Annotated in this window: 17 protein-coding genes; 8 read left to right on the plus strand and 9 right to left on the minus strand. The window is 71.1% G+C overall.

The features are described from left to right. Positions 1-7 precede the first annotated feature (7 nt). On the plus strand, positions 8-316 hold the full coding sequence (locus ACZ79I_RS29510) for an AzlD domain-containing protein (protein ID WP_471501079.1): 309 nt from the start codon (positions 8-10) through the stop codon (positions 314-316). Positions 317-409: 93 nt separating this feature from the next. Here the strand turns inward: ACZ79I_RS29510 and ACZ79I_RS29515 are convergent, their stop codons facing one another. Continuing rightward, positions 410-1363, minus strand: a complete 954-nt coding sequence (locus ACZ79I_RS29515; RefSeq protein WP_471501081.1) for a hypothetical protein — start codon at positions 1361-1363, stop codon at positions 410-412. A gap of 80 nt (positions 1364-1443) precedes the next feature. Here ACZ79I_RS29515 and ACZ79I_RS29520 point away from each other — a divergent pair, with 80 nt between their 5' ends. After that, entirely contained in the window at positions 1444-1638 is a 195-nt protein-coding gene (locus ACZ79I_RS29520) for a DUF3046 domain-containing protein (RefSeq protein ID WP_471501083.1), read from the plus strand. Positions 1639-1697: 59 nt separating this feature from the next. Further along, positions 1698-2912, plus strand: coding sequence for an AI-2E family transporter (locus tag ACZ79I_RS29525; RefSeq protein WP_471501085.1), 1215 nt, complete (start codon positions 1698-1700; stop codon positions 2910-2912). Between the two features lie 18 nt (positions 2913-2930). On the opposite strand, the gene ACZ79I_RS29530 is transcribed toward ACZ79I_RS29525, so the two are convergent. Both ACZ79I_RS29530 and ACZ79I_RS29535 read right to left on the minus strand, forming a co-directional pair. Then, the gene (locus ACZ79I_RS29530; RefSeq protein ID WP_471501087.1) at positions 2931-3731 is read right to left on the minus strand and encodes a hypothetical protein; all 801 of its coding nucleotides are present in this window, start codon (positions 3729-3731) and stop codon (positions 2931-2933) included. Next, positions 3731-3988, minus strand: coding sequence for a hypothetical protein (locus ACZ79I_RS29535; protein WP_471501089.1), 258 nt, complete (start codon positions 3986-3988; stop codon positions 3731-3733). Before ACZ79I_RS29535 ends, ACZ79I_RS29530 begins: the two co-directional genes overlap by 1 nt. Positions 3989-4321: 333 nt before the next feature. On the opposite strand from ACZ79I_RS29535, the gene recA reads away from it, so the two are divergent. The 3 genes from recA (at position 4322) to ACZ79I_RS29550 (ending at position 7249) form a co-directional block, all read left to right on the plus strand. Further along, positions 4322-5446 (plus strand): recombinase RecA, encoded by a 1125-nt coding sequence (gene recA, locus ACZ79I_RS29540; RefSeq protein WP_471501091.1) that lies wholly within the window; start codon positions 4322-4324, stop codon positions 5444-5446. A 3-nt stretch (positions 5447-5449) separates the two neighbouring features. Then, positions 5450-6214: a recombination regulator RecX gene (recX, locus tag ACZ79I_RS29545; protein WP_471501093.1), complete on the plus strand. Its 765-nt coding sequence runs from the start codon at positions 5450-5452 to the stop codon at positions 6212-6214. A gap of 363 nt (positions 6215-6577) precedes the next feature. Next, positions 6578-7249, plus strand: a complete 672-nt coding sequence (locus ACZ79I_RS29550) for a hypothetical protein (RefSeq protein WP_471501095.1) — start codon at positions 6578-6580, stop codon at positions 7247-7249. Between the two features lie 10 nt (positions 7250-7259). On the opposite strand, the gene ACZ79I_RS29555 is transcribed toward ACZ79I_RS29550, so the two are convergent. The 5 genes from ACZ79I_RS29555 to ACZ79I_RS29575 all read right to left on the minus strand — a co-directional run bounded on the left by ACZ79I_RS29555 (position 7260) and on the right by ACZ79I_RS29575 (position 12638). Continuing rightward, positions 7260-8975 (minus strand): FAD-dependent monooxygenase, encoded by a 1716-nt coding sequence (locus ACZ79I_RS29555; protein WP_471501097.1) that lies wholly within the window; start codon positions 8973-8975, stop codon positions 7260-7262. 175 nt (positions 8976-9150) lie between these two features. Continuing rightward, entirely contained in the window at positions 9151-10047 is an 897-nt protein-coding gene (locus ACZ79I_RS29560) for an amino acid ABC transporter permease (protein ID WP_471501099.1), read from the minus strand. Further along, positions 10044-10709, minus strand: a complete 666-nt coding sequence (locus tag ACZ79I_RS29565; RefSeq protein WP_471501101.1) for an amino acid ABC transporter permease — start codon at positions 10707-10709, stop codon at positions 10044-10046. Before ACZ79I_RS29565 ends, ACZ79I_RS29560 begins: the two co-directional genes overlap by 4 nt. Positions 10710-10787: 78 nt before the next feature. Beyond that, a complete protein-coding gene (locus tag ACZ79I_RS29570; RefSeq protein WP_471501103.1) occupies positions 10788-11633 on the minus strand; it encodes a glutamate ABC transporter substrate-binding protein in 846 nt (281 codons plus the stop codon). A gap of 228 nt (positions 11634-11861) precedes the next feature. Continuing rightward, positions 11862-12638 (minus strand): amino acid ABC transporter ATP-binding protein, encoded by a 777-nt coding sequence (locus tag ACZ79I_RS29575; protein WP_381077137.1) that lies wholly within the window; start codon positions 12636-12638, stop codon positions 11862-11864. 268 nt (positions 12639-12906) lie between these two features. On the opposite strand from ACZ79I_RS29575, the gene ACZ79I_RS29580 reads away from it, so the two are divergent. Together ACZ79I_RS29580 and ACZ79I_RS29585 are read left to right on the plus strand one after the other, a co-directional pair. After that, positions 12907-13593 (plus strand): response regulator transcription factor, encoded by a 687-nt coding sequence (locus ACZ79I_RS29580; RefSeq protein ID WP_471501105.1) that lies wholly within the window; start codon positions 12907-12909, stop codon positions 13591-13593. Between the two features lie 10 nt (positions 13594-13603). Then, complete coding sequence (locus tag ACZ79I_RS29585; protein WP_471501107.1) at positions 13604-15031, plus strand: sensor histidine kinase; 1428 nt, start codon at positions 13604-13606, stop codon at positions 15029-15031. Here the strand turns inward: ACZ79I_RS29585 and ACZ79I_RS29590 are convergent. Next, positions 15010-16008 (minus strand): TAXI family TRAP transporter solute-binding subunit, encoded by a 999-nt coding sequence (locus ACZ79I_RS29590; RefSeq protein ID WP_471501109.1) that lies wholly within the window; start codon positions 16006-16008, stop codon positions 15010-15012. The genes ACZ79I_RS29585 and ACZ79I_RS29590 overlap by 22 nt on opposite strands. Positions 16009-16066: the final 58 nt, after the last annotated feature.

Here is a 16066-nt window from a genome sequence, read left to right on the forward strand (position 1 = left end):
AGGAACGTTGGGCATCTGGATCGCGATCAGCGTCACCGCGGCCGGCTGCTACGCGGTCAAGCTCATCGGCCTGCTGGTGCCCGCCCGGGTCCTGGAGCGGGCGCGCGTGCAGCGGCTCGCGGCGCTGCTGCCGGTGGCCCTCCTGGCCGCCCTCACGGCCCAGCAGACCTTCGCCGACGGCCGCGCCCTGGTGCTGGACGCCAGGGCCGCTGGACTCGCCGCGGCCACCGTCGCGCTGGTCCTGCGCGCTCCCTTCCTGCTCGTCGTCGCCGCGGCCGTGGTGGTGACGGCGGGGGTGCGCGCGACGGCGGGCTGAGTCCCGGGCCGGCCGGTACCGCGCACCGGGGGAGCGGGCCGGGTGCCGGCCGGCCCGGGACCGCCGGTGCGTGCGGGCGTGCGGGCGTGCGGGTCAGCCGACGGCCCTTCCGTACGCCCGGAGCGTGCGCAGCGCCTCGATGGTCACGATGGGGCGGCACTCCAGGGCCGTGCCCGGGGCCCACTGGCGCCAGCCGATGGGCCAGCCCCCGTCCTCGCGCTGCTCGGCCGTGAGGAAGTCCAGGGCGCGCGCCATCTCCTCGTCGGTGAACCACGCGCGCGCGAGGGAGCCGGGGGTGGGCGCGAAGTGGTGGGGGAAGTGGTGCTCGCCCGGCGCGTATCCGGGTGCGACCGGAAACGCGTCGAGGCGCTCCGGATCCAGGACCGCGAGCCGCTGTTCGCGCACCAGGCGGCCGAGCCGGGCGGCGGCCGCCTCCGCGCGGGGACGGTCGGGCGCCGAGTCCAGGAACGCCACGGCCGCCTCGATCTCGTACGGATGCGACGTCTCCAGGGACTCGACCGTCTGCCAGCAGAAGTCCGTGGCCCGGAACAGCCAGGCGTGCCACACCTCGTTGCGGTGCAGCAGACCCACCACGGGCCCGGTCGCGAGGAGGTCGCTCGGCGGATCGTCGACGATCGGCACGAAGGGGGCCGCCGGGTAGCCGCGCTGGGCGGGACGGATCGTCGGCAGGGCGCCGTCCGGCAGCGACACGGCGGTCAGATAGCGGCACACGCGTTCCACCCGCTGCCCGCCGCAGCGCCCGATCGAGTCCAGGACACGCAGTGCGTGCGCGGTGTGCAGGGGCTGGCTGACCGGTCCGCGCAGGTCGGGTTCGAGGGCGTGACCGTACCCCTCGTCCTCGGTGCGGTAGGCGGCCAGCGCGGTCTCGACGGGGTCGGCGCCGCCACCCAGGAAGTGGTATGCGAAGCGGTGCTGTTCGAGCACGCGTGCGGTGAGCCAGACGAACTGCTCGGCGCGGGAGAGCGGGGAGAGCGGGGAGCGCGCGGGGGGCGCGACGGGGGGTGGGGAAGCTCCGGATTCGGCCATGGGTCAGACCGTAGGACGAAAAGGGCTCCCGGCAAGTGGTCCCGCCTCCGGCCCACCCTCAGGGGCGGGATACTGGGGTCATGCGGTTGACGGTCTTCTGGCAGCGGATGGCGGATCACTTCGGTGAGGCGTACGCCGAAACCTTCGCGCGCGATCACGTGATGTCGGAGCTCGGCGGGCGCACGGTGCGCGAGGCGCTGGACGCCGGCTGGGAGGCCAAGGACGTGTGGCGCGCGGTGTGCACGGCCGTGGACGTTCCGCGGGAGAAGCGCTGAAAGGCCGAGAGGATCCCCAGGCGCTCCGCGGATCCGGCGACGTGGGTGAGACTTGCCCCGTGGCCCCGACAGACGAGACCTCGCAGGTCCCCCGGCAGGAACCGCCGCCCGGCACGGCACCGCACACCCGCCCTCCGGCCGACGAGCGCGCGGTGCCGGGCGCCCGCATGCCGCGCTGGCTGCCGCGCGCCATGGTGCTGGCCCTCGCCCTCATCGCCGCGTTCCAGCTGGGCAGCTGGGCGTTCCACCAGCTCACCGGCCTGTTGATCAACGTGCTCATCGCGTTCTTCCTGGCCCTGGCCATCGAGCCCGCGGTGAGCCGGATGGCCGCCCACGGCATGCGCCGCGGGCTGGCCACCTTCCTGGTCTTCCTCGGCCTGATGGTCGTCGCCGCCGGGTTCGTCACGCTGCTCAGCTCGATGCTCGCGGGCCAGATCATCAAGATGGCCGAGGGCTTCCCGGACTACCTCGACTCCGTCATCAGCTGGATCAACACGACGTTCCACACCGACCTCAGGCGGGTGGACGTGCAGGACAGCCTGATCCACTCCGCCTGGCTCAAGAAGTACGTCCAGAACAGCGCCACCGGGGTCCTGGACGTCTCCGCGCAGGTGCTGGGCGGCCTCTTCCGGCTGCTGACGGTCGCGCTGTTCTCGTTCTACTTCGCCGCCGACGGGCCGCGGCTGCGGCGGGCGCTGTGCTCCGTGCTGCCGCCCGCACGCCAGGCCGAGGTGCTGCGCGCGTGGGAGATCGCCGTCGACAAGACGGGCGGCTACCTCTACTCGCGCGGCCTGATGGCGCTGGTCTCCGGCGTGGCGCACTACGTCCTGCTGGCGTCGCTGGACATCCCGTACGCGCCCGTGCTCGCCGTCTGGGTCGGTCTGGTCTCGCAGTTCATCCCCACCATCGGCACCTACCTCGCGGGCGCGCTGCCGATGCTGATCGCCTTCACCGTGGAGCCCTGGTACGCGGTGTGGGTGCTCGTCTTCGTGGTGGTCTACCAGCAGTTCGAGAACTACATGCTGCAGCCCAAGCTGACCGCGAGGTCCGTGGACATCCATCCCGCGGTCGCTTTCGGGTCGGTCGTCGCGGGCACCGCGCTTCTCGGCGCGGTCGGCGCGCTGATCGCGATCCCCGCGGTCGCCACCCTGCAGGCGTTCCTGGGGGCGTACGTGAAGCGGTACGACGTCACGGACGACCCCCGTGTCCACGGGCACCGGACGGGCGCCCCCGGCGGGCTCACCGCGCGCCTGCGACGGCTGTTCCCCGGATGAGGGAGGCGCCCGCAGGACTCACCAGGTGAGGGCCGCCCGGATCGCGGCGCCGGCCACGGCGGCCGCGTAGCAGCCGACCGCCCCGTACACGATCCGCTGCTTCGCGACGTCGCTCCAGGAAGTGCGCGACAGCAGCCAGGCCAGGGCGGGCAGCACCAGCACGGCGTGCAGACTCACCCCGTGCAGCGGCTTGAGCGGCGCCGTGGAGTGGTACGCCGCCTGCTGGTGCCCGGCGCGCGAGAGCAGGACCCCGCGCGCGATCATCGCGGCCCCCGACAGCAGCCCGACGGCCAGGATCGCGAACCCGGAGCGCAGCGCGGGCGCCATGCCCGGGGGCCCATCGGGCCGGTGCCGGAAGGCGGCGGCGGTGAACACCGAGAGCACGACGACCAGGACACCGCCGCCCAGCGCGAGCGTCGTCGCGACCGCGGCGTCGAACGGCGTCCCCCTGTTGAGGTGCGAGGGCACGTGGCGCCACGCCTGGAGGGTGATCCCGGCCACCTCCACGACGCAGTCAGCGGCGAACACGACGAGCAGGACGGTCCGTGGCCGCGCGCCGATGCGCAGGTACGACGTCACCCAGGCGACCGCGCTCAGCGTCAGCCCGAAGGAGAGCCCGAAGGTGACGGGCTTGCGCCAGGAGACCGGGCCGTCCCAGGGGCCGCCGTCGACGAAGAAGACCACCAGATGCAGCAGTCCGGACAGCACCAGGAGGGCGCCGGTCGTGTGGCAGAGCCGCTCGGCGGCGCGCACCCGGGGCCCGGCCGCCGGCGTGGGCGAGGGCCGTTGTGGGGCGACGGAGGTGAGGGATCCGTCCATCAGGTCCGTGCCCCATGCCGCAGCAGGGCCGCTCCCGCGGCGACGATCAGCCCGGACGGGGCGGCGAGCCGGGCGACGGCCGGGGCGACGAGCCGGGCGTCACCCGACGAGAGCGTCCGGTGGTTCGCGCGCACGCCGGGCGGGCCGGCCGCCACGGGCGGGATGACGGTGCCGGGCGGTACGGGCGGTACCGGCGGGTGGTCGCAGCCGGCGGGGGCGGCTGCGCGGCCGCCCCGGGCGATCCTCTCGTTGTCCATGGGGTCAAGCCTGGCGGGAGCGGTCCGTGCCGTCGTCCTCCGGCCGAAGACACCGCTCGTACGCCGGGGGGAGCAGTGCGTCGCGCGGGCCGCCGCCAGATCCCGAAGGCAGCGAACGCGGTCTCGGCGGTACCCGTGATGCGCTTGACACATAAATCGAACATCCATTCTTATGGAAGCTCCGGCGAGGCCAACGGCGGGGATTTCGTTCCGTTTTCGCGGAGAAGTGCCCGAGTTATCCACAGGCCGGACGGGCGTCGGGGCGCAATGTCAGTGGCAGGCGTTAGCGTCTTTGACGTGAAGCGATCGACTCAAGCAAACCGGGTGGAACCCATGGCAGGAACCGACCGCGAGAAGGCGCTCGACGCCGCGCTCGCGCAGATTGAACGACAGTTCGGCAAGGGCGCGGTCATGCGCATGGGCGAGCGGTCGAAGGAGCCCATCGAGGTCATCCCGACCGGGTCGACCGCGCTCGACGTGGCCCTCGGTGTCGGTGGTCTGCCGCGCGGCCGTGTCGTGGAGATCTACGGCCCGGAGTCCTCCGGCAAGACGACCCTGACCCTGCACGCCGTGGCCAACGCGCAGAAGGCCGGCGGCCAGGTGGCCTTCGTGGACGCCGAGCACGCCCTCGACCCCGAGTACGCGCGCAAGCTGGGCGTCGACATCGACAACCTGATCCTCTCCCAGCCCGACAACGGTGAGCAGGCCCTGGAGATCGTGGACATGCTGGTCCGCTCCGGCGCGCTCGACCTCATCGTCATCGACTCCGTCGCCGCGCTCGTCCCGCGCGCGGAGATCGAGGGCGAGATGGGCGACAGCCACGTGGGTCTGCAGGCCCGTCTGATGAGCCAGGCCCTCCGGAAGATCACCAGCGCGCTCAACCAGTCGAAGACCACGGCGATCTTCATCAACCAGCTCCGCGAGAAGATCGGCGTGATGTTCGGCTCACCGGAGACCACGACCGGTGGCCGGGCCCTGAAGTTCTACGCCTCGGTGCGCATCGACATCCGCCGTATCGAGACCCTGAAGGACGGCACGGAGGCGGTCGGCAACCGCACGCGCTGCAAGGTCGTCAAGAACAAGGTCGCGCCGCCCTTCAAGCAGGCCGAGTTCGACATCCTCTACGGGCAGGGCATCAGCCGTGAGGGCGGCCTGATCGACATGGGCGTCGAGCACGGCTTCGTCCGCAAGGCCGGCGCCTGGTACACGTACGAGGGCGACCAGCTCGGCCAGGGCAAGGAGAACGCGCGCAACTTCCTGAAGGACAACCCCGACCTGGCCAACGAGATCGAGAAGAAGATCAAGGAGAAGCTGGGCGTCGGCGTGCGCCCCGAGGAGCCCACCCCCGAGCCGGGTGCGGACGCGGCGAGCACCGTGCCCGCGGCCGGGGACGCGAAGACGGCGTCCGCCCCGGCGGCCAAGGCGGCCAGGTCCAAGGCGCCGTCGGCCAAGAGCTAGCCCATGACACGACGAACCGACTGGGCCGAGTACGTCCACCCCGTGGTCCCGCAGGAGCGGGGCGGCCGGGACGCCGGGGGGTTTGTCGGGGACGGCGACGGGGCGTGCGGAGACGGGGGCGCGTACGACGGGGGCACGTCACGCGGCGACGGCCGGGCACGCGGGGGACGTGGACGAGGGCGGCGGCGCGGTGCCGGGGAACCGGCCGACGACCCACAGGGTGGAGGTTCCTCTTTCTCGTCGAGGGCCGAGAAGGGAGAGCCCCCAGGGGACCCGGCTGAGCGGGCGCGGGCGATCTGTCTGCGCCTGCTCACCGGGACCCCGCGCACGCGGAAACAGCTCGCGGACGCCCTGCGCAAGCATGAGGTCCCCGAGGACGTGGCGGACGAGGTGCTGTCGCGGTTTCAGGAGGCCGGCCTGATCGACGACAGCGCATTCGCGGACGCCTGGGTGGAGTCCCGGCACCACGGCCGGGGTCTGGCCCGGCGGGCGCTCGCGCGGGAGCTGCGGACGAAGGGCGTGGACTCCGCGCTCATCGACGAGGCGGTGGGGCAGCTCGACGCGGAGCAGGAGGAGGCGACGGCGCGCGAACTCGTCGCCCGCAAGCTGCGCGCGACGCGAGGTCTCGACCGCGACAAACGACTGCGCCGCCTCGCGGGGATGCTTGCCCGCAAGGGCTACTCCGAGGGCATGGCCCTCCGGGTGGTCCGTCAGGCGCTGGAGACCGAGGGCGAGGACACGGAAGGGCTGGACGAGGGGGGCTGCTGAAGCGGCGGGGCCGCTTCGGCGTTCGGTGACGTCGGCATCGGAGCAACGGAATCCCAAGACGGGTTCCGGGACCGTCGGGTCGGGCCGCCCGGCGCGGTCCGCACAAACGCGGGCCCTGGACACGGTGGACGCGCGGGGGCGCCGATCGCGTTCAGGGCTCGGATGCATTACGGGCGGCGCATCGCCGTCGCATCCGGATGAGCGGTGGACAAGGGGTATTTCTTCCCACGCCGTCGGTTGTTCTGCCTCTTGATGGGCGAAATGCGTGGACGGAGTCTTGAACAAGGAGGCGTCCGGCTGTTCACTGCGCGACGCCTCACGACGGGAATGGTCCAGCCCAATCCGAGCCCTGAGGTGAGGAACATGAGTAAGAGGCTCTTCCGGAGCATAGGCGTCGCAGTGGCAGCCTCCTCCCTGGTCGCCGGCGCACTGGGGATATCCGCCACGTCCGCTTCCGCGTCACCGCAGAAGCCCGAACTGACGCCGAGTCTGATCCGTTGCTACCGGACTTACCACGATCCGCGGGTGATCATCTGTTACCGGATTCACCACAGGCGCCATTACATAGACGGTCGGATCATCTATGTACCGGTTGTCATTCGGGTGGCCACGCCCCTGAATTACCCGCGGCCCATCTTTGTGAACAACGTCCCGGGCATCAATGTGATTCAGCGGCAGGAGCAGCTGCGGCTGCAGCAGACCCCGCAGCAGCAACAGGAGCAGACCCCGCAGCAGCAGCCCGAACAGCAACAGCAGCAGCCCGAACAGCAGCAACAGCAGCAACAGCAGCAGCCCGAGCAGCAACAGCAGCAGCCCGAACAGCAGCAACAGCAGCAACAGCAGCAGCCGGAGCAACAGCAGCAGCAGCCGGAGCAGCAGCCCGAACAGCAGCAACAGCAGCAGCCGGAGCAACAGCAGCAGCCCGAGCAGCAGCAGGCGCAGCCGGAGCAGCAACAGCAGATGCCCGAGCAGCAGCCGGAGCAGCAGATGCCCGAGCAGACCTCGCCGGACGTCGGCGGCGTCGGGATGCAGTAGTCGCGTTCCCTCAGCCCGCGTTCGCGGCCGCCTGCTCCATCGCCGGACCGCCCAGCGCCGCTTCGGCCGCCTCGTAGAGCTCGGCCGGGCGCACCCCGCTCAGCGCCGTGACGAGGTGGCCGTCCGGACGGATCAGCAGCACGGTGTGGGCGGCGGCGCCCGGGTAGCCCTCGGCGACCAGCAGCTCCGCGGTGTGCGGCAGGGCCATCACCGCCGCCGCCAGCCGGGGCATGATTCCCGCCGACACCCAGTGCTTGCGCTCCCAGACACCGGTACCGGGCGCGATCAGCACCACAAGCAGTGCTCCGCGCCCCAGCCGGTCCCGCAGCCGTACGAACGAGCCGTCCTCCGCCGTCACCCGTACGTCCACGACCTGGGTTCCGGGCTCGGTGTCCACCGGCGTCGTGGACTCGCTGTGCGGGGGCATGAGCGGCGAGCCGGCGTACGACCCCGGCGCGCCCAGCACGCCGCGCCCCAGGTGGCCGTCCGTGAACAGCACATCATGGCCACGTGCGGATCCGGGCACGTACGACCGCAGTCCCCCTCCGCCGCGCAGCAGCGGCAGCGCCTGGTCGGCAGCGCGCAGCCGGGCCGCGACCACCGCGCGGCGCTCCGTCTGATAGCTGTCGAGCAGCGCCTCGCGCGGCCCGTGGTGCCAGGCCAGCGCCAGCTTCCAGGCGAGGTTGTCGACGTCCCTGAGTCCCTCGTCCAGGCCCTGTGTGCCCAGTGCGCCGAGCAGATGCGCGGCGTCTCCGGCGAGGAAGACACGGCCGGCGCGCCAGCGGCGGGCGAGCCGGTGATGGACGAGATGGACGCCCGTGTCGAGCAGGTCGTAGGCGGGGGTGGCGCCCCCGTTCCAGCCCGCGAGGGTCTCCCGGACACGGGTCACCAGCAGCTCGGGCGTGACCAGGTCCTTGCCGGGCGGCAGCAGCCAGTCCAGGCGCCACACACCGTCGGGCAGGGGACGCGCCATGACCTCCGCGCCCGAGGGACCCGACGTCCGCCACGGTGGCATGCGGTGCAGCAACGCCTCACCGGTCCAGGGCAGTTCGGTGCGCAGCGCCGCCACGGCGTGGCGTTCCACGGCCGTGCGGCCCGGGAAGCGGATGTCGAGCAGCTTGCGCACCGTCGAGCGCGGTCCGTCGCAGCCGACCAGATGACTGCCGCGCCACCACGTGCCCCGGGGGCCGCGCGTGTGCGCCGTGACACCCGACGGCTCCTGCTCAAGGGAGTCCAGCCGGCTCTCCACGGCGACTTTGACCAGCCGCTCGCCGGCGATGGCGTGTCGCAGCGCGCCGGTGAGCACGTGCTGGGCGATGTGCAGCGGGGCCGGCCCCCCGGCGGCGACGGGCCCTCCGTCCGTGTCCTTCGGGCCCTCGGCGAGCCGTGCCGCGACACCGCCGTATCCGCCGCCGTTGCCCCCCGCGTATCCGCGGGCGGGCTCCTCGACGGCGCTGGCGCGCTCGAACACGACCTCCCGCATCACCTGCCTGCGCCGCATCGACCGCCATCCGCTCCAGCGCAGTCCGGCGTCGGCGAGGGGCATTCCGGTCAGCCGTTCCAACAGGGCGGTGGTGTCCTCGCGCAGCACGACGGTGCGCGCGGCCCGATGCTCGTCCTTGCCCGGGCCCTCGTCGAGGACCACGGACGGGACCTCCTGGCGTGCGAGTGCGAGCGCGAGCGTGAGTCCGACGGGCCCCGCTCCGACGATGATCACCGGATCCACGGCGTGGCGCCCCCTGCCCTGAGCGGTGTGCTGGGAGACGTACGGAAACGGGCAGTTGGAGCGAGGTGCACGATCACAGAACGTATGCAACCCACTGCCGCTGCTTGCGTCAAGCGACGAGGGGCAGTGGCGATCATGCCACTGCCCCTCGGAGAGCAGGAGGAACGGGAATCCCTCACACGGTCAGGGAATCCGCGGTTCCGGCCGACTCCGTCCCGGCGACCGCCGCCGGAGGCAGTACCGCCCCGGTCGACCTCTTGCCACGCCGCAGCCGCTTCTCCAGCCAGCCGGCGAACGTCGTCAGGGAGAAGTTGATGACGATGTAGACGAGCGCCACGATCGTGAAGCTGGCGATGGTGTTGGCACCGTAGTACGAGCTCATCGGCGAGACGGAGGCCAGCAGCTCGGGGAAGGTGAGGACCGCGCCGCCCAGCGCCGTGTCCTTGACGATGACCACGAGCTGGCTGACGAGCGCCGGGAGCATCGCGGTGACCGCCTGCGGCAGCAGGATGAACCGCATCACCTGGTTCTTGCGCAGCCCTATCGCCAGCGCGGCCTCGGACTGGCCCTTCGGCAGCGAGAGGATGCCCGCCCGGACGATCTCGGCGAGCACCGAGGCGTTGTACAGGACGAGTCCCGTGACCACGGCGTACAGCGGGCGGTCGTCCGAGCCGACGCTCGTGTACTGGGCGAACAGGGCGAGGCCGAAGATCATCAGCACAAGCACCGGAACGGCCCTGAAGAACTCCACCACGACGGTGACCGGTACGCGTATCCAGGCGTGGTCGGAGAGGCGGGCGATGCCCAGCACCGCACCGAGCGGCAGCGCGATGACCATCGACAGGGCCGCCGCTTCCAGGGTGTTCTGCAGACCCGGCCAGATGTACGTCGACCACGCCTCCGTACCGCCGAGGAACGGCTTCCACTTGTCCCAGGCGAGCTGGTCCTTGTCGTTGAGGCTGGTGAACACCCACCACAGGACCGCGGCCATGGCGAGCAGGAACAGCACCGTGTAGACGACGTTGCGCCGCCTGGCCCGGGGGCCCTGGGCGTCGTACAGCACGGAACTCATCGCTTCACCGCCACCTTCTTGCCCACCCAGCCGAGGATCAGGCCGGTCGGCAGGGTCAGACACACGAATCCGAAGGCGATCACCGCGGAGATCAGCAGGAGCTGGGCCTCGTTCTCGATCATCTCCTTCATCAGGAGGGCCGCTTCGGTGACGCCGATGGCGGCCGCCACCGTGGTGTTCTTGGTCAGTGCGATCAGGACGTTCGCGAGCGGGCCCACGACCGAGCGGAACGCCTGCGGCAGCACAACCAGCGTGAGCACCTGGGTGAAGCCGAGCCCGAGCGCACGGGCCGCCTCCGCCTGTCCGACGGGCACCGTGTTGATGCCTGCCCGCAGCGCCTCGCACACGAACGCCGAGGTGTAGGCGACCAGACCGAGCACGGCGAGCTTGAAGTTGAGGGCCGCGAAGTCGGTCGAGCCGCTGCCGACGCCCAGGGTCTGGTTGAGCCCGAGCGAGGTGAACAGGATGATCACGGTCAGCGGGATGTTCCGCACGATGTTCACGTAGGCGGCCCCGAAACCGCGCATCAGCGGCACCGGACCGACCCGCATGGCGGCCAGGACGGTGCCCCAGATCAGGGAGCCGATCGCGGAGAGGACGGTGAGCTGCACCGTCGTCCAGAACGCTCCCAGCAGGTCGTAGCGATCAAGAAAGTCGAACATGAGGTCCCGCGCTCCCGCGTGTCGGACAGGCCCGGGGAGCGTCGCCCTCCGAGGGCGGCGCTCCCCGTCGGGCCCTGCTTACTGGACGATGTTGCCGATCTTCGGCGCGGGCTCGTTCTTGTAGTTCGCGGGGCCGAAGTTCTTCTCCACGGCCTTCTGCCACGAACCGTCCGAGACCATCTTCTCCAGGGCGCTGTTGATCTTCGCCTTGAGGTCGCTGCCCTTCTTGACACCGATGCCGTAGTTCTCGTTGGTCATCTTGAAGCCGCCGAGCTTGAACTTGCCCTTGAAGGCGGCCTGCGAGGCGTAACCGGCGAGGATCGAGTCGTCGGTCGTCAGGGCGTCGACGGCGCCGCTCTGCAGGCCCGTCAGGCAGGCCGAGTACGTGGGGTACTGCAGGAGGTTGGCCTTCGGGGCGAGCTTGTCGTGGACGTTCTGCGCCGAGGTCGAGCCCGTCACCGAACACAGCTTCTTCGAGTTCAGGTCCGAGGGCGCCTTGACGGCGTCGTCGTCGGCGCGCAGCAGCACGTCCTGGTGGGCGAGCAGGTACGGGCCGGCGAAGTCGACCTTCTCCTGGCGCTTGGGGGTGATCGAGTAGGACGCGGCGATGAAGTCGACGTCACCGCGCTGCAGCATGGTCTCGCGGTCGGCGCTCTTCGACTCCTTCCACTCGATCTGGTCCGCGTCGTAGCCGAGCTGCTTGGCGACGTACGTGGCGACGTCCACGTCGAAGCCGGCGTACCCCTGCGGCGTCTTCTGGCCGATGCCGGGCTGGTCGAACTTGATGCCGATCTTGATGGTCTTGCCGCCGCCGCTCCCGGAGGAGGAACCGCCGTCGCTTTTGTTGTCGGAGCCGCAGGCGGTGGCGGCGGTGGCGAGGGCGAGCACGGCGGCCGTGGCCGCGGTGACCTTGCGGAGCTTCATGGTGAACGTCCTTTGCGTGGTGAGGAGATACGGGCCGGGGAGCCGGGACACGGCCGGGGACCGGAAGGAGGGGCGTTGCCGACCGTCCGTGGCGGGTCGCGGACCGTCGGTCACGAGCGGCGGGTGGCAGATGGTGCGTGGTGCGTGGCGCGTGGTGTGCGGCGGGTTGCCGGGTGCGGGCTGCGGGTGGCGCAGACCGCCGGGCGCGGCGGGGCGAGGGTCCAGGGGTCAGTGGTGCAGGATCTTCGACAGGAAGTCCTTGGCGCGGTCACTGCGCGGATTGCTGAAGAACTGCTCCGGGGCGGCTTCTTCGACGATGCGGCCGTCGGCCATGAACACCACCCGGTTGGCGGCCGACCGGGCGAAGCCCATCTCATGGGTGACGACGACCATGGTCATGCCGTCCCGGGCGAGCTGCTGCATGACCTCCAGCACCTCGTTGATCATCTCGGGGTCCAGGGCCGAGGTCGGCTCGTCGAAGAGCATGACCTTGGGGTTCATCGCCAGTGCGCGGGCGATCGCGACGCGCTGCTGCTGGCCGCCGGAGAGCTGTGCGGGGTACTTGTCCGCCTGGGCGCCGACGCCCACCCGGTCGAGCAGGCCGCGCGCCTTCTCCTCGGCCTCCCGCTTGCCCGTTCTGCGGACCTTGACCTGCCCCAGCATCACGTTCTCGAGCACCGTCTTGTGCGCGAAGAGGTTGAAGGACTGGAAGACCATGCCGACGTCGGCGCGCAGCCGGGCCAGCTCCTTGCCCTCCTCGGGCAGCGGCCTGCCGTCGATCAGGATCTCGCCCGAGTCGATGGTCTCCAGGCGGTTGACGGTGCGGCACAGGGTCGACTTCCCCGACCCCGAGGGACCGATGACCACGACGACCTCACCGCGGGCGATGGTCAGGTCGATGTCCTGGAGCACGTGCAACGCGCCGAAGTGCTTGTTGACGCTCTTCAGGACGACCAGCTCGTCGGTCGTGGCCACCGAGTCCTTGGCCACCGATACTTCGGTCATTGCTGACTGGCTCCGTCCTCACTCGGTTTCGGAGGACAGTAGTTTCGGCGTACGACCAGCGTCATTACATCTGAGGGAGATCTGAGCATCACAATCCGGTAGCAGCCGGACACCTGTCGTAGCTGCCGCGCGCGGGGAGCGTACCGGCTGGGTAACGGAAGCCGTCCGCAACCCGAACCCTCTTGACGTCGTCCTTGTTCATCGGCGTGACTTCTACGGACTGGGAACGCACAGGAACGGCAGGAGAGAGGAACCGGAGGGGGCCGGCATGAGACTGCTTCTCGTCGAGGACGACAACCATGTCGCGGCCGCCCTGTCCGCCGTACTGGCCCGGCACGGCTTCGACGTCACCCACGCCCGCAGTGGCGAGGAGGCCCTGCAGGCGCTCGTTCCCGAGGGCTCCGGCTTCGGCGTCGTCCTGCTCGACCTGGGGCTGCCCGACCAGGACGGCTACGAGGTCTGCGGCAAGATCCGCAAGCGCACCAGCACCCCGGTGATCATGGTCACCGCGCGTTCCGACGTGCGCTCCCGGATCCACGGCCTCAATCTCGGCGCGGACGACTACGTCGTCAAGCCGTACGACACCGGGGAGCTGCTCGCCCGCATCCACGCCGTCAGCCGGCGCACCCCGCACCCGGACGACACCGGCAGCACCGGGACCGCGCTGCGCCTCGGCCCCGTGCACATCGAACTGCCCACCCGCAGGGTCAGCGTGGACGGTTCGGTGATCCCGCTGACCCGCAAGGAGTTCGATCTGCTCGCCCTGCTGGCCCAGCGCCCCGGCGTGGTGTTCCGCCGCGAGCAGATCATCAGCGAGGTGTGGCGCACCAGCTGGGAGGGGACCGGGCGCACCCTGGAGGTGCACGTCGCCTCCCTGCGCTCCAAGCTGCGCATGCCCGCGCTGATCGAGACCGTGCGCGGCGTCGGGTACCGGCTCGTCGCCCCCGCCGCCTAGCGGGTCACGGGTGCGCGCACGTCTGCTTCCGCTGCTCATCGTCCTGATGGCGGCCGTGCTGCTCGCCCTGGGCCTGCCGCTCGCGGTGAGCCTCGCGGCCGCGGAGCAGCAGCGTGTCGTCGTCGACCGCATCGACGACACCGCGCGCTTCGCGGCCCTCGCGCAGTTCGTCACCGACCGGCCCAGCGGCTCCCGGACGGGTGACCGGGACGAGCGCGGCGAGACCCTCCGCAAGGAGCTCGCCATGTACTACAGCGTGTACGGCATCCGGGCCGGCGTCTTCTACCGCGACGGCCTGCCCATGGCCAACGCGCCCGAGAACTGGTACCTGCCCGAGGAGGGCGAGGGCCGCGACGCGTTCAACGAGGCGCTCCTGGGACGCCGCAGCCACGATCCCGAACAGGTGTGGCCCTGGCAGCGCTCCGGGCTCGTCGTCGCCTCCCCCGTCATCCGCGACGGCGACGTCGTCGCGGTCGTCGTGACCGACTCGCCCACCGGGCAGATGCGCTCGAAGACCCTGCGCGGCTGGCTGCTCATCGGCGCCGGCGAGATCGCCGCGATGCTGCTCGCCGTCGGCGCGGCGCTGCGCCTGACCGGCTGGGTGCTCAGGCCCGTACGCATCCTGGACGCGACGACCCACGACATCGCGACCGGACGCCTCAAGTCCCGTGTCGCGGCCGCCGGCGGGCCGCCGGAACTCAGGCGCCTGGCCCACTCGTTCAACGAGATGGCGGACAACGTCGAGAGCGTCCTGGAGCAGCAGCGCGCCTTCGTCGCCGATGCCTCCCACCAGCTGCGCAACCCGCTCTCCGCGCTGCTGCTGCGCATCGAGCTGCTCGCCCTGGAACTGCCCGAGGACAACGAGGAGATCGCGTCGGTCCGCACCGAGGGAAAGCGCCTGGCCCAGGTCCTCGACGATCTGCTCGACCTGGCGCTCGCCGAGCACGCCGAGGCGGACCTCCAGATCACGGACATCGGCGCGCTGGCCGCCGAGCGCGTCGAGGCATGGAGCCCGGCGGCGGAGGCCAAGGGCGTACGGCTCACGGGGAACTGCCCGGCCACCACCGCCTGGGCCGACCCCGTCACGCTGTCCAGCGCGCTGGACGCGGTCATCGACAACGCGGTGAAGTTCACGCCCGAGGGCGAGAGCGTCGGGGTGGAGGTGGCGGCGGTCGGCGAGAGCGCCACCGTTGTGGTCACCGACGGCGGCCCGGGACTCGGGGACGACGAACTGGCCCGCGTCGGCGACCGCTTCTGGCGCAGCGCCGCACACCAGAACATCAAGGGCTCCGGGCTCGGGCTGTCCATCTCGCGTGCCCTGCTGGCGGCGGGCGGCGGATCGATCTCCTACGGGCACCAAGAGCCGCACGGGCTGAAGGTGACGGTCACCGTCCCGCGGACCGCGGCGCAAGGGACCTACGGCTTGACCGACCGGTAGTAGCGCCGTGCGCCTTCGTGCAGCTCCAGCGGATCCGTGTAGATCGCGGTGCGCAGGTCGACCAGCTGGGCCGCATGCACCCGGGCGCCGATGCCGTCGCGGCTGTCGATCACCGTGCGGGTGAGCTTCTCGGTGAGGTCCGCGTTCATGTCCTCGCGGGTCATCAGCAGGTTCGCCACCGCCACGGTCTGCACGGAGGAGCCGTGCTCGGCCTGCGGGTAGGCGTCGGCGGGCATCACCGCGGCCCGGTAGTAGCGGGAGGCGCCGCCCTGAGCGTGCAGCTTCGCCACCAGGTCGCTGCCGATCGGCACCAGGCGGACGGGGAAGCGTTTCGACAGCTCCGTGACCGCGCCGGTGGGCAGCCCGCCCGACCAGAAGAACGCGTCGATCCGGCGGCCTTCCATCAGCCCGGGCACGGTTCCGATGCCGTCGGACACCGGCCTGATGTCCTTGTGCGGGTCCAGCCCGGCCGCCTTGAGCACGTGCTCCGCGATCAGTCGCACCCCCGAACCGCCCGGCCCCACGGCGACCGTGCGGCCCTTGAGATCCGCCACGGACTGCACGGTGGACGAGCGCGGCACCACCAGATGCACATAGTCGTCGTACAGCCGTGCGCAGCCGCGCAGCCGATCGGCGCCCGGCTCGTTCGCCAGCTTGTACGTCTCCACCGCGTCGGCCGCCGCGATGGTGAAGTCCGCCTTCCCCGTGGCCACCCGCCGCACGTTCTCCTGCGACCCGTCGCTGTTCAGCAGCCGTACGTCCAGCCGCGGCATGTCCTTGGCGATGGCGTGCCGCAGCAGGGTGCCGTACTTCTCGTAGACGCCGCTCGGGGAGCCGGTACTGAAGGTGACCGTGCCGCCCGGGGACTCCTCGCCGAGCGGCAGCAGCCACCACAGCAGCAGCCCGACGACCGCGCACACGGCCGTCGAGCCCAGCAGCGCGCGGCGCCCTCGGGTACGAAGGAGTGCCTGGACCATGCGCGCGATCCTGCCAGGCCGTGCGCGTCGCTGACCAGGGCAGGGGTCACAAGAGGAC

The organism is Streptomyces sp. PSU-S4-23 (assembly GCF_055632315.1).

Coding starts and splice junctions, on each gene's coding strand:
- ACZ79I_RS29515 (WP_471501081.1), bottom strand. CDS start 1,363: ATGGCCGAATCCGGAGCTTCCCCACCCCCCGTCGCGCCCCCCGCGCGC.
- ACZ79I_RS29520 (WP_471501083.1), top strand. CDS start 1,444: ATGCGGTTGACGGTCTTCTGGCAGCGGATGGCGGATCACTTCGGTGAG.
- ACZ79I_RS29530 (WP_471501087.1), bottom strand. CDS start 3,731: ATGGACGGATCCCTCACCTCCGTCGCCCCACAACGGCCCTCGCCCACG.
- ACZ79I_RS29535 (WP_471501089.1), bottom strand. CDS start 3,988: ATGGACAACGAGAGGATCGCCCGGGGCGGCCGCGCAGCCGCCCCCGCC.
- recA (WP_471501091.1), top strand. CDS start 4,322: ATGGCAGGAACCGACCGCGAGAAGGCGCTCGACGCCGCGCTCGCGCAG.
- recX (WP_471501093.1), top strand. CDS start 5,450: ATGACACGACGAACCGACTGGGCCGAGTACGTCCACCCCGTGGTCCCG.
- ACZ79I_RS29550 (WP_471501095.1), top strand. CDS start 6,578: ATGAGTAAGAGGCTCTTCCGGAGCATAGGCGTCGCAGTGGCAGCCTCC.
- ACZ79I_RS29560 (WP_471501099.1), bottom strand. CDS start 10,047: ATGAGTTCCGTGCTGTACGACGCCCAGGGCCCCCGGGCCAGGCGGCGC.
- ACZ79I_RS29565 (WP_471501101.1), bottom strand. CDS start 10,709: ATGTTCGACTTTCTTGATCGCTACGACCTGCTGGGAGCGTTCTGGACG.
- ACZ79I_RS29570 (WP_471501103.1), bottom strand. CDS start 11,633: ATGAAGCTCCGCAAGGTCACCGCGGCCACGGCCGCCGTGCTCGCCCTC.
- ACZ79I_RS29575 (WP_381077137.1), bottom strand. CDS start 12,638: ATGACCGAAGTATCGGTGGCCAAGGACTCGGTGGCCACGACCGACGAG.
- ACZ79I_RS29580 (WP_471501105.1), top strand. CDS start 12,907: ATGAGACTGCTTCTCGTCGAGGACGACAACCATGTCGCGGCCGCCCTG.
- ACZ79I_RS29590 (WP_471501109.1), bottom strand. CDS start 16,008: ATGGTCCAGGCACTCCTTCGTACCCGAGGGCGCCGCGCGCTGCTGGGC.